Here is a 12,004-nt window from a genome sequence, read left to right on the forward strand (position 1 = left end):
TCACCGCGAATGCCGTCCCCCCATCCTCATCCGCGGGTCCGCCGGTCGCATCCGGCGGCCGTATCACCGGCCGGACGGGCGCGGCGTCGTCACCTTCGGTGCCGGCTCCGTACGCGGTGTGCTCGTCGGCGGGCGTTGCCTACGGGTGTGTGTCCGTGATCGCGATGACCTGGTCGAGGCGGTCCCTGGCGGCCACCAGCTCGTCGATCTTGGCCTGGATGCGTTCGCGCTCGACGCGCAGCATGGCTCGCTGGTCGGCGTCGGTGTGGCCGGCTTTCCAGCACGGAAGCAGTTCGGTGATCCTGCTGCTGGTCAGGCCGGCGGCGTACATCTGCTGGAAGAACCGGACCATGGCGATGGCGTCCTGCCGGTACAGGCGCTGGCCGGACGGACTGCGTTCCGGGGCGAGCAGTCCCTGCTCCTCGTAGTAGCGCACCGCGCGCACCGAGACGCCGGCGCCCTGTGCCACCTCACCGATGCGGATCAGGCGCTCGCTCGTGTCCGTCGTGCCAGTCAACGGTGACTCCTTTCACCCTGCCGCCGACGATCAGCACTTGCCTCTGACGTCAACGTCAGGTTTTAGCGTACGGGACATGGACATCAAGAACTCCGTCGCCCTTGTCACCGGAGCGAACCGTGGCCTGGGTCGCGCTTTCGCCCAGCGTCTGCTGGAGCGGGGCGCTCACAAGGTCTACGCGACAGCCCGCCGCCCGGAGGCCGTGGACCTGCCCGGCGTCGAGGTGCTGCCCCTCGACATCACCGACCCCGCGTCCGTCAGGGCCGCCGCCGAGGCCGCCCCGGACGTCTCCCTCCTCATCAACAACGCGGGCATCAGTACGGGGACGGACCTCGTGACCGGATCACTGGACACGCTGCGCCGGGAACTGGAGACCAACACGTTCGGCCACCTGGACATGATCCGGCACTTCGCGCCGACGCTGGCCGCGAACGGCGGGGGCGCCATCGTCAACGTCCTCTCCGCCATGTCGTGGTTCGGTGGCAAGGGAGCCACCGGCTACCACCTGACCAAGGCCGCCGCGTGGGCCATGACCAACGGTGTGCGCCTGGAGCTCGCCGATCAGGGCACGCTCGTCACCGCCGTGCACCTCGGACTGGCCGACACCGACATGGCCGCCGGCTGGCCCGTGGCCAAGATCGCTCCGTCCGACCTGGCCGATGCCGCGCTCGACGGGGTCGAGGCCGGGTCCGCGGAGGTCCTCGCCGACCAGTGGAGCCGGGATGTGAAGTCCCGTCTGCCGCTGGCGCCGGAGGAGTTCAACGCCGCCATGGACCGTGCTCTGGCGGCGCTGGTGGCGGGCTGAGCTCAGCGGCCCCGTTGAGCCCTCCATGGGTTCGACGGGGCCGGCCACGCGCACGGCGGGGCGGTGCCCGTGGTCGGCCTCCTGCGACTGCGGCCGCGGGGTCACGCAGTGGCGCGGCGGGAGCGTCGACGCCCGTGTCAGGCGCGGCTTTCGCCTCCGTCGGGCGTTTGTTCGTCGGCCGGCCGGCTCTCCCTGCCGCCCGGGTGACGCCGGTGCCAGATCAAGAAGACCGCGCTGGACACCACCGCCCAGCCGGTCAGTACCAGGAACGGGAAGGCGTGCTGGTGCCCGGAGAAGTACACCGCCGTGTGCTGGGCGTTGACCGAGGCGCCGGGCGGCAGCCACCGTCCGACGGTGCCCAGCACCGACGGCAGCAGCGGCCATGAGACCGCGCCGCCCGACGACGGGTTGCCCAGCACGACCATCACGCCCCAGGTCGGGATCATCGCCCAACGGCCCATCAGCGTGTTGAACATGGTGAAGGTCATGCCGCTGGTGAACATGGTGAGTGCCAGGATCGACCACGATTCCGCGAACGGCAGCGCGAGTGCCCCGAGCAGCCAGTCCACGGCCGCCGCGATGGCGAACCCGCCCAGCAGCGCGTAGGTGTCCGTGAAGGCGATCCGTTCGGCCGGAGTGAGCGCCGGAGCGTGGACGCTGAGCTGGATGGCGCCGATGAAGCCGATGATCACCGCGGCGAGCGAGATGTAGAAGATCGCGAGGCCGCGGGGATCGCCCTTCTGCAGTGGGTTGACGTCCCGGACGGTCACCGACACGCCGGTCTCCCGTCCCACCGCCGGAGCCGCCTGCCTCAACAGCTCCGCGACCGAGGCGCCCGAAGCCGATGTCACGTCCAGCACCACATGCCGCCCGCCGTCACGCAGCTCGAGGATCGCGAAGACGCGTTGGTCCTCGACGGCCTCCAGCGCCGCCTCCTTCGAGGCGTACTCGTGCGTGGTCACCGAGGAGTTGAGGGCTTTGCCCAGCCCCGCCAGATACTCCTCGCCGCGCTGAGCCTCGAACGACCCGATGACGGCCGTCGGAAGGCGGTGCGGGGTCGGATTGGCCATCGCGTACGTGTACGACCAGGCGAACAGCCCGGCCGCCACGGACACGATGAACACGAGCACGATCGCGGGCCACTGTGGGCTCCTGCGAAGGCGGGCCCAGCGGCCCTCGGGCCGTTCCCGATCGTCCTGCACGCCGCCCGTCCCTCATCCCTCGCACTCGCGTCGCCGATGCTCACCCAGGCGGAACGAGGCGCCTGAAGCCGTGCCCGCGCGTCGCCGGCGGGGCGGGTCCGCGGCAGCGTCGCTCCGTCCCGTTCAGCCGTCGGCTCGGCGTAGCGCCTTGAAGCCCGGCCCCATCCTCACGCGTCGCACACGGCGATCGAGGCACCAACACCCGCCGTGACCGGGTGAAAGCCACCATGGGCGGCCGGCCTGTTCGGCGTCCGACTCAGGGGCCGGGCGGGGGCAGACGGGACGGGGCCGTGTTGCTCACCTGCTGGAAGACGAGCGACGTGCGGAATCCGGTGATCTCGCCTCGCTTGCTGAGCCGGTCGGTCAGGAAGGCGTGCAGGTGGTCGAGGTCCTGGACCGCCACGTGGAGGAGGAAGTCGTCGCCTCCGGAGAGCACGAACACGTGGAGCACTTCCGGCAGGCCGCTCGCGAAGCCCTTGAAGCCGTCGATGACGGCGCGGCTGAGCGGGCGCACTTGGACCGAGACCAGCGCCTGCACGCCACGGTTCAGCGCCGCGGGGTCGATGTCCGCGTGGTAGCCGCGGATGACGCCCCGGCGGTGGAGCGAGCGGACCCGCTCCAGGCAGGTCGAGGGAGCGATGCCGAGTCGCCGCGCGAGCTCCCGGTTGGACATCCGCGCATCCGTTTGGAGAAGGCCGACAATCTCTGCATCAAGTTCGTCCATGGCCGGCAACCGTAGCCCACTTTCACGCAGACGTTCGGTGGCGGTCCTCCTTCGCGCGTCATCCGTGCAGCATGACGGCTGACATCCGAACGTATGAGGGGACGCGGTGCCATGGTGCAGCACGAGCAGGTCGTCATCCACACCGGTAGGCGCTCAGGGCTGGTGGTGATCGTGGCCATCCATTCGACGGTCCTCGGCCCGGCGGCCGGTGGGCTGCGCCTCTGGAGGTATCGGGACTGGCGGGACGGACTCGCCGACGCCCTGCGCCTGTCGGCCGCGATGACCTCCAAGTTCGCGGTGGCCGGGCTGCCCAGCGGAGGGGGCAAGACGGTCGTGGTGCTGCCGGAGGGCGGGCCGCTCGACCCCGGTCGGCGCGACGACGTGCTGCGTGACGTGGCGGACGTCATCGCTTCGCTCGGGGGAAAGTACGCCACCGGACCGGATGTCGGGACCGGCCCCGACGACATGGCCCTGATCAGCGAGACCACCCCGCACGTGTTCTGCCGGCCGGCGCATCTGGGCGGCAGCGGGGACTCCTCCCCGCACACCGCGCAGGGCAGTCTGGCCGCGCTGAGGGCTGTCGGACGGCAGGTGCACGGCACCGCGAGCATGGACGGCCGCCGTCTCGCCGTCATCGGGCTGGGGCGCGTCGGAGCCGCTCTCGCCCGCCTGCTCGCCGCCGAGGGGGCTCACCTCACGGTCACCGACGTCGACGCGGGGAAGCGTGGCGTCGCCGAGGAGCTCGGTGCCGTCTGGAGCTCACCCGACGACATCCTCGGCGCGGAGGTGGACATCGTCGTCCCCGCTGCTCTCGGATCCGTCCTGACCAGGCAGAACGTGGCCGGGCTGCGCTGCCGCGCGGTGGTGGGACCGGCGAACAACCAGCTCGCCTCCCCCGACGTCGCCGACCTGCTGCACCATCGCGGCATCCTCTGGGTGCCGGACTACGTCGCGAGCGCGGGAGGGGTCATCCATGCCGTCAGCACCGAACTCCACCACGCCGGCGCCGATGAGGCCCGGACGCGCGTCCTCGCCATCGAGAACACGGTCCACGATCTGCTGGACACGGCACGCCGGCGTGGCCAGACCCCGGCGCAGGCAGCCGACGCGCTGGCCACGGACCGGCTGCGGGCCGCAGCGGCCTCGGCGTGAGACGCCACGTCTCTCAGGCTCCGACACGGGCCGCCGGTGCGCTGCGCTCCTCGTGTCGTTTCCGTCCAAGACGTCGTCCCTGCCGCCACCTAACCTGACGTCACAAGCGGTGCCCGTGATGAGGAGACGCAGATGCGCAAGCTGGTCTACACCGGATTCATGTCGCTCGACGGCGTGCTGGACTCGCCCGGTGGGCCCGAGGAAGGGCACCGCAGCGGGGGCTGGGTCGTGAAGGACCTGGAGTTCGTCCCGGAGGCGTGGTCGCTGAAGGGCGAGGAGCTGGCCGACACGACGGCGCTGATGTTCGGCCGTCGCAGCTACGAGGCGTTCGCACCCGTCTGGCCCGCCTCCGACGACCACGCCTCCTACAGGGAGCTGCCCAAGTACGTCGTGTCGAGCACGCTGTCGGATGACGCCCTCGTCGAGGGGTGGGGGTCCCTGACGATCCTGCGGACGACGGAGGATGTGGCCCGGCTCAAGGAGGGCGAGGGCGGCTCCATCTACATCCACGGAAGCGCGGAGTTGGCGCGGCGGCTGTCGGAGGCCGGTCTGATCGACCAGTACAACCTGCTCGTCTTCCCCGTCCTCCTCGGCGCCGGAAAGAGCCTGTTCCACCGGGCCGACCAGGAGAAGCAGATGCTGTCGCTGCGGGAGTCGGAGAGCTACTCGAACGGCATCCTGAAGCTGGTCTACGACGTCAGGCGCTGACCCAGGTCGAGTGCGATCGCGCCGCCCGTGCCGTCGCGCAGTTGTCCGGCGGTGCGGCCCACGTAGGTGCGCAGGGCCCGGGCGAGGTGCGGCTCGTCGAAGTAGTCGAGCTTGGCGACGACGTCGGCGGCCGTGTCACCGGCCGCCAGCAGCTCCGCCGCCGTACGGGCCCGTTCGATCTGCCGTACCGCACCCCGCGTCAGACCGGTCGCCGCGCGGAAGCGGCGCTCGACGGTACGGCTGGACACGTCCGGTTCGTGGCCTCGCAGCACTTCGGCGACGAGCGGGTCGAGGATGACGATGCCGGCTTCGACCAGTCGGCCGACCAGGGCCTCGGCGTCGTCGGCGCCGGGTGTCCGCCAGCGGGCACCGTCCAGCCGGAACGTCCGGCGGGTGGTGTCGGGGAGTTCCACGCCTCCATCGACCAGTCGCGGGGTGGGCAGGGCTCGCAGGGAGGTGCCGACGGCGAAATCGATGCCGGTGAAGACGGCGCCTTCGGGGACGGGGGCCGTGCTCGTCCGGGTCTCCGGACCGGTGACCGCCGCGTAGGGCCGGCCGTCCTGCTCCCAGAACACCAGGCCCCAGCGCACACCGGCGACGGACGTCATCGTCGTGACCCGCTCGCTGGTGCAGGTCCACACGCTGTCGACCCACGGTGAGTCCGACCGCCGTATCCCGAAACGCAGCTCCACGCCTGCAGGATACGACCGGCGGACGTAGCCACGGGCCGACAGCGGAGCCCGAGCGACCCCGACGTCCTCAGAGTCTTCGGACTCGCTCTTGTTTTGCGGCGCCACCGGACCCAGGTGCGAGGGAGAGCGCACGCTCGCGTCGAAGGCGGGCGGGCCGGCGTGTCAGACGAACGCGCTCTCGCCCGTGATCGCCTTGCCGACGATCAGGGTGTTCATCTCCCTGGTGCCCTCGAAGGAGTAGATCGCCTCCGCGTCGGCGAAGAAGCGGGCGACGTCGTAGTCCAGGACGATGCCGTTGCCTCCGAAGATCTCCCGGGCCCAGGCCACGACCTCCCGCATGCGAGCGGTCACGTGGGCTTTGGCGAGTGAGGAGTGCTCGTCCTTGAACACACCGGAGTCCTGCAGCCGCGCCAGTTGAAGGAGCATGCCCCAGCTCGACGTGATGTTGCCCAGGCTCTTCACCAGGAGGTCCTGGACGAGCTGGAAGCCCGCGACGGGCCGGCCGAACTGCCGGCGTTCGGTGGCGTAGCGCAGGGCCAGTTCGTAGGCGCCGATCATCACGCCGAGCGCCTGCCAGGCGACGCCGCTGCGCGTGGCGCGCAGGATCTCGGCGACGTCACGGAAGGAGGACGCGTTCTGCAGCCGGTCGGCCTCCGGTACGCGGACGTCCTCCAGGGTGATGTCCGCGTTCTCGACCATGCGCAGCGAGGTCTTGTTCGCGATCCTCTCCGCCGTGAAGCCCGGGGTGCCCTTGGCGACGACGAATCCCTTGACCTGGTCGTCCTCGACGTCCCGGGCCCAGACCACCACGTGGTCTGCGAAGGTCGCGTTGCCTATCCAGCGCTTGGCGCCGTTGAGGACCCATGTGTCGCCGTCGCGCCGGGCCGTGGTGCGCATGCCGACCGCGATGTCGGAGCCGTCGAGCGGCTCGGTGAGCGCGAACGCGCCGATGGTGTCCATCCTGGCCATGGCGGGCAGCCAGCGGTCACGCTGGGCCTGGTCGCCTCCGGCCTGGATGGAGTACATCGCGAGCCCGTTGTGGACGCCGAAGAAGGTGGCGACCGAGGCGTCGACCCGGCTCATCTCCATCGCCATCATGCCGGTCAGCAGGTGGCTGGCGGCCGGGCCGTGGTCGTCGCCGTAGCCCTCGTACGACAGTCCGACCAGCCCGCTGTCCCGGAATCTGCCGATCAGTTCCTTGGGGAAGACGCCCTCGGCCCAGTGTTCGGCCACCAGGGGTGCCACCTGGTCCCGCATGAACTCCCGCGTCCTCAGCAGGGTCTTGCGCTCCTCCGGGGACAGGGCGGCTTCGAAGTCGTAGAAGTCGGCGGCGTTCTGAAGATCCGTATGCGTGGTCATGGGTTGCCGTCTTCCACGCTTCTGTCGCGTGATGCGTCTGCCCGCGTGTATTCGTGCGGGGTCATCGAGGGGGGCGGGAGCGCCGGGACTCGGAGTTGTGCGCGTCCCAGTCGGCGCGTCCGCCCGGGCCCATCACCCCGACGTCGACACCGAGTTCCTCGGCGGTCGACCGCCGCAGCTCACGGCGGGCCACGCGGGTGACCACGGCGGGGAACAGTGGGCGCAGGGGCTGGCACCAGCGCAGCCAGGGCGGGGCGTAGATGTGGGGGGCGCGGCGGTGCACTCCGGTGGTGAGCCACCCGGCGACCTGTTCGGGGCTGTGCACACGGCGGGCGAACCACGGCTGGTGGTCCCGCAGGGCCCGGAGGACGGGGTGATCGTCCAGGCCGCTGATCATGTCGGTGCCGGTCCAGTGCACGTAGGCGATGCCGACGGCGACACCGTCCGGTTCGACCTCGCCGCGCAGGGCCCGGGCGAAGGATTCCGCGCCGGCCTTGGATGCGCAGTAGGCGCTCATCATGGGTGCCGAGCCGAAGGCGGCGGTCGAGGCGATCTGCAGGAAGTAACCGCGTGTGCGGGTCAGTTGGGGCAGGAAGGCGCGGGCTGTGTCGGCCGCGCCGATCAGGTTGACGTCGATGACGCGCCGCCACAGGCCGGGGTCCATCTGGCGGAAGGGGCCGCCCGCCGCCACGCCTGCGTTGGCGACGACCACGGAGGCGTCTCCCAGCTCGTGCGCGACCTGCTCCGCCGCGTGGTCGAGTGCGTCCTGGTCCGTGACGTCGGCCTCGACACACAGGGTCGGGCCGGGCAGTGCCGATGCCGCTTCGTGGAGGGACTGCGCCTCGCGTCCCAGCAGGGCGACGCGCATGCCGGCGCCGGACAGCTGCCGTGCGAGGGCGTGGCCGATTCCGCGGGCGGCCCCGGTGACGACCGCGACCCGTCCTCGTAGAGGAGAGTCGTGGACGGCGTCCTTGTGCATACGGTTCTCGCTCTCCGGTGCGGCGACGTGTCGGCGTTTTCTGCTTGTGCCCTCCCTGGGCTGGATGCCGCTCGAAACCGTGCACGGCGCCCTCTCACCCCGACGGCCCCCTTCGGTCGCGCCAGGCTCCGGTGGCCGGCGGTCCGCGTGGGCCGGGGCTGGAGCTCGGGCCCGCACGGTGTACGGGTGTTAGCCTGCCCCGACGACCTCAACGCCTCTGCGAGGAACGGCTGATGAGCCAGGCTCTGGTGAACGGCGCCATGCTCCACCACGACGACAACGGCCCGTCGACGGGGCCGCCGGTCCTCCTGATCCACGGGCACCCTTTCAACCGCACCCTGTGGACTCCGCAGAGCAAGGCGCTGGTCGCCGCCGGCTACCGGGTCATCACCCCGGACCTGCGGGGGTACGGCGACAGTGACGTCACTCCCGGACGGGTCTATCTGTCCGACTTCGCGGACGATCTTGTCGGCCTCCTGGACTCGCTCGGCATCGACCGGGCGGTGGTCGGCGGTGTCTCGATGGGCGGGCAGATCGCCATGGAGGTACACCGGCGGTACGCCGGCCGCGTACGGGCTCTCGTCCTGTCGGACACCTCGGCACCTGCGGAGACCGCCGACGGGAAGGCGTACCGCAACCGCCTGGCCGACCGGCTGCTCGCCGACGGCATGGACGGCTACGCGGACGAGGTCATCGACAAGATGCTGGCCGCGTACAACGTCACCGCCCTGCCGGACGTGGCCGCCCATGTCCTCGGCATGATGCGGGCCACCGACCCCCGAGGTGCCGCGGCCGCCCTGCGCGGGCGGGCCGAGCGGGCGGACTACGCGGAGACGCTCGCCGATGTGCGGTGCCCGGCGCTGGTCGTCGTCGGCGCCGACGACGTCTTCACGCCGGTGTCCGACGCCGAAGCCATCGCCCGTCTCGTCCCGCACGCCGTGCTGTCCGTCATCGAGGGTGCCGGGCACCTGCCGGGCGCCGAGCAGCCGGAACGCTTCAACGACGCTCTGCTGCGGTTCCTTCAGACGCGAGTCGCCGACTCGGCCTGACGCGACGGGGCAGTGCGGATACGCGCTCTCGCGGCGGGTTCACAGGTGGCGGGCGGCGCCGGTGCCCCGCCCCCGGATACTCATGCCTTCGTTCCGGCCAGGAACGCGGTGAGGATGCGGCGCAGGCGGGGTTCGACCTCGACGACGGCGTGTCCGAGCCGGGGGTCGCTGGCGTAGAGATCGCGCAGGCGGGGGCCTGGGCTGGCCATCTGCCACAGGGCACCGGCCATGCCGGTGGCGGCGGAGACCAGATCGAGCACCTGCTGCTGGTCGAGGCCCAGGAGCCGGTGCACTTCGGCGCCGATCAGATCGACCTCGCGCAGGGTGACCAGCTTGAACGTGCGCACCGCCTCGAGTGACACGTTGCGCTCCAGGTTCAGAGGAGCCTGAGCGAGGAGATCACAGAACACGGGACGTGCCGCGAGTGTCGAGGCGAAGGCGTCGGCGACGCAGGCCGGGTCCCCTTTCTCACATGCCCGCAGTCGGGCACGGAGCTCCGCGGACCATTCGCGCCAGCCCTCGGCGGTGAGCTCGAGGAAGATCTGCTCCCTGGTCTCGAAGTAGCGCAGCAGGGCCGACTTGTGCATGCCCACCGCTGCGGCGATGTCGGTGAGGGTGACGTCCCGGATGCCGCGTTCCCCGCCCAGCCGGCGGGCCGCTTCCAGGATCGCTGTCTCGCGCGCTTGTTTGGCTTCCGCGCTTCGGGCCCGCTGGAAGGAGGCTGGGTGCGTCATGGAGTCATCATAGGAACACATAACAAAACGATGTTGCCTTATTAAGAGAACGGTGTTTCACTAAAGGCATGAGTGAAAACACTGACACCCGCACCGCACAGCAGCGCGTCTGGTTCGTGACCGGCTCCTCACGCGGACTCGGACGCTCCTTGATCACCGCCGTCCTCGAGGCGGGTGACCTCGTCGTCGCCACCGCCCGCAACCCCAAGGCACTCGCCGAGGAGCTGAAGGAGTACGGCGACCGAGTTCTCGCACTGCCGCTCGACGTCACCAGCGCCGACGCGGCCCGCGCGGCGATCGACGCCGCACTCGACCGCTTCGGCCGCCTCGACGTCGTGGTCAACAACGCCGGCTACGCGAACGTGTCGCCGGTCGAGACCTCGGACGACCACGACTTCCGGGCCCAGTTCGAGACAAACTTCTGGGGCGTCTACCACGTGACCAAGGCCGCCCTGCCCGTCCTGCGACAGCAGGGATCGGGCACCGTGGTGCAGATCTCCTCGATCGGCGGACGCGTCGGCGGCTCCCCCGGTATCGCCTCCTACCAGGCGGCCAAATTCGCCGTCGACGGCTTCACCCGGTCCCTGGCCGCGGAGACCGCACCGCTCGGGGTGCGGTTCATGGTCGTCGAACCGAGCGGCTTCGCCACCGACTGGGCCGGCTCCTCCATGACCGTTCACGCCACACCGGAGGCCTATGAGAGCACCGTGGGCGCCATGGACAGGACAGTGCGTCAAGGCGCGTCCCGCAATGCCGGCGACCCGGATCGTGCCGCCGAGATCATCGTGCGCACCGTGCGGCGCGGCGAGGTTCCCGGTCACCTGCTCCTCGGGGTGAACGCGGTGGACATGGCACTCGACTACTCCCGCCGCCAGCTCGCCGAGGCGGAGGCATGGGAGGCGGTCAGCCGCTCGGCCGATTTCGCCGAGTCGTACCCGGTGGAGCTGCCGCCAGCGCCGGGGCGGTGACCCCAAAACCGCCGCACGGGCCCGGGCGTGGCTGGTGAACGCGGTCAGGCGGCCCTCGGCAGCGTCAGCCCCAGCCGGATCTGACTCTCCGCGGTGGCCACGATGCAGTCCGCGACGTCACGGGGCTGCCAGCCCAGCACCGTACGGGCCTTGTCGTTGCTGATGAGAGGAATCCTGCCGCCGAGGACCGCGGCGTCCCGCAGGGCCGGCTCGGCCTTCGCGGCCTCGCGGACCTCCTCGATCGTCAGCTCCCTGGAGGGCAGCAGATCGGCCGCCGCGGGGAAGTGCTCACGCAGGATCCGGGCCATGCCGAAGAGGCTGATCGCCGGTCCTCCGACCGCGATGAAGCGCTCGCCGGCCGCGTCGGGGTGCGTCATGGCGCGCAGGTGGAGGTCCACGACGTCCCGTACGTCGACGGCACCGAAGTACATGATCGGCACCACCGGCATCCGCCCGGTCAGCATGGCTTCGACGAGGCCGACCGAGGCGTTCGGCCGGTCGCCCAGCTGGGGCCCGAAGATGCCGGTGGGATTGACGACGGCCAGTTCGATGTCCGGGTGGCTGCGGGCGTAGTCCCAGGCGGCGCGTTCGGCCAGGACCTTCGATTTGTGGTAGGCGGGCAGGCCCTCGGTGTCCGGGTCCGTCCAGTCGTCTTCGGTGTACCGGTCGTCCGGTGTGCGGGTGTAGCCGACCGCGGCGTAGGACGACGTCATCACGACCCGCGCCACCCCGGCCCCGCGGGCCGCGGACAGGACGCGGAGGGTGCCGTCGCGGGCGGGGAGGATGATGTCCTCCTCCCTCTCGGGCGGGGTGAACGGGAAGGGCGACGCGTGGTGCAGTACGTGGCTGACGCCGTCCATGGCGTCGGCCCAGCCGTGGTCGGCGGCGAGGTCCGCGACGGCGAACTCCAACCGGTCCCCGGGGTCGACGCCGGCCTGCCGGAGCGTCGCCCGTACTTCGGTCTCCTGCCCGGGCCCGCGGACCGTCACCCGGGTCGGGTGGCCCTCGCGGATCAGCCGGGCGACGGAGTGGCTGCCGAGGAATCCGGTGCCGCCGGTGACGAGCACCGTCCCGCGGTCCGAGGTGGCAGGGATGAGATCTTCTGTGCTCAAGGG

At 70.8% G+C, this 12,004-nt stretch carries 13 protein-coding genes; 5 read left to right on the top strand and 8 right to left on the bottom strand.

All coding sequences use genetic code 11. The features are described from left to right. Positions 1 to 139 precede the first annotated feature (139 nt). On the bottom strand, positions 140 to 517 hold the full coding sequence (locus F8R89_RS01515) for a MerR family transcriptional regulator (RefSeq protein ID WP_151782222.1): 378 nt from the start codon (positions 515 to 517) through the stop codon (positions 140 to 142). Between the two features lie 76 nt (positions 518 to 593). Here F8R89_RS01515 and F8R89_RS01520 point away from each other — a divergent pair, with 76 nt between their 5' ends. Continuing rightward, a complete protein-coding gene (locus tag F8R89_RS01520; protein ID WP_151782223.1) occupies positions 594 to 1,322 on the top strand; it encodes an SDR family oxidoreductase in 729 nt (242 codons plus the stop codon). A 137-nt stretch (positions 1,323 to 1,459) separates the two neighbouring features. Here F8R89_RS01520 and F8R89_RS01525 read toward each other — a convergent pair whose 3' ends face one another. Both F8R89_RS01525 and F8R89_RS01530 read right to left on the bottom strand, forming a co-directional pair. Next, on the bottom strand, positions 1,460 to 2,524 hold the full coding sequence (locus F8R89_RS01525) for an ABC transporter permease (RefSeq protein ID WP_151782224.1): 1,065 nt from the start codon (positions 2,522 to 2,524) through the stop codon (positions 1,460 to 1,462). A gap of 256 nt (positions 2,525 to 2,780) precedes the next feature. After that, positions 2,781 to 3,248 (bottom strand): Lrp/AsnC family transcriptional regulator, encoded by a 468-nt coding sequence (locus F8R89_RS01530; protein WP_151782225.1) that lies wholly within the window; start codon positions 3,246 to 3,248, stop codon positions 2,781 to 2,783. Between the two features lie 111 nt (positions 3,249 to 3,359). Between F8R89_RS01530 and F8R89_RS01535 the strand changes: the two genes are divergently transcribed. Together F8R89_RS01535 and F8R89_RS01540 are read left to right on the top strand one after the other, a co-directional pair. Further along, positions 3,360 to 4,400 (top strand): Glu/Leu/Phe/Val dehydrogenase dimerization domain-containing protein, encoded by a 1,041-nt coding sequence (locus F8R89_RS01535; protein ID WP_151782226.1) that lies wholly within the window; start codon positions 3,360 to 3,362, stop codon positions 4,398 to 4,400. Between the two features lie 132 nt (positions 4,401 to 4,532). Then, complete coding sequence (locus F8R89_RS01540; RefSeq protein WP_151782227.1) at positions 4,533 to 5,108, top strand: dihydrofolate reductase family protein; 576 nt, start codon at positions 4,533 to 4,535, stop codon at positions 5,106 to 5,108. Here F8R89_RS01540 and F8R89_RS01545 read toward each other — a convergent pair. The 3 genes from F8R89_RS01545 to F8R89_RS01555 form a co-directional block, all read right to left on the bottom strand. Next, positions 5,090 to 5,800: a helix-turn-helix domain-containing protein gene (locus F8R89_RS01545; protein WP_151782228.1), complete on the bottom strand. Its 711-nt coding sequence runs from the start codon at positions 5,798 to 5,800 to the stop codon at positions 5,090 to 5,092. The genes F8R89_RS01540 and F8R89_RS01545 overlap by 19 nt on opposite strands. A gap of 162 nt (positions 5,801 to 5,962) precedes the next feature. After that, positions 5,963 to 7,159: an acyl-CoA dehydrogenase family protein gene (locus F8R89_RS01550; protein WP_151782229.1), complete on the bottom strand. Its 1,197-nt coding sequence runs from the start codon at positions 7,157 to 7,159 to the stop codon at positions 5,963 to 5,965. Positions 7,160 to 7,220: 61 nt separating this feature from the next. Next, entirely contained in the window at positions 7,221 to 8,138 is a 918-nt protein-coding gene (locus tag F8R89_RS01555; RefSeq protein WP_151782230.1) for an SDR family oxidoreductase, read from the bottom strand. Between the two features lie 233 nt (positions 8,139 to 8,371). On the opposite strand from F8R89_RS01555, the gene F8R89_RS01560 reads away from it, so the two are divergent. Further along, a complete protein-coding gene (locus F8R89_RS01560; RefSeq protein WP_151782231.1) occupies positions 8,372 to 9,187 on the top strand; it encodes an alpha/beta fold hydrolase in 816 nt (271 codons plus the stop codon). Positions 9,188 to 9,267: 80 nt separating this feature from the next. Here F8R89_RS01560 and F8R89_RS01565 read toward each other — a convergent pair whose 3' ends face one another. Next, positions 9,268 to 9,921 carry a TetR/AcrR family transcriptional regulator gene (locus F8R89_RS01565; protein ID WP_151782232.1) on the bottom strand — a complete coding sequence of 218 codons (654 nt, stop codon included), beginning with the start codon at positions 9,919 to 9,921 and terminating at the stop codon, positions 9,268 to 9,270. Positions 9,922 to 9,989: 68 nt separating this feature from the next. On the opposite strand from F8R89_RS01565, the gene F8R89_RS01570 reads away from it, so the two are divergent. Beyond that, the gene (locus tag F8R89_RS01570) at positions 9,990 to 10,889 is read left to right on the top strand and encodes an SDR family NAD(P)-dependent oxidoreductase (protein ID WP_151782233.1); all 900 of its coding nucleotides are present in this window, start codon (positions 9,990 to 9,992) and stop codon (positions 10,887 to 10,889) included. Positions 10,890 to 10,933: 44 nt separating this feature from the next. On the opposite strand, the gene F8R89_RS01575 is transcribed toward F8R89_RS01570, so the two are convergent. Then, on the bottom strand, positions 10,934 to 12,001 hold the full coding sequence (locus tag F8R89_RS01575; RefSeq protein ID WP_151782234.1) for an SDR family oxidoreductase: 1,068 nt from the start codon (positions 11,999 to 12,001) through the stop codon (positions 10,934 to 10,936). Positions 12,002 to 12,004 lie beyond the last annotated feature (3 nt).

The organism is Streptomyces sp. SS1-1, from assembly GCF_008973465.1.
In the GTDB taxonomy this organism is placed as follows: domain Bacteria; phylum Actinomycetota; class Actinomycetes; order Streptomycetales; family Streptomycetaceae; genus Streptomyces.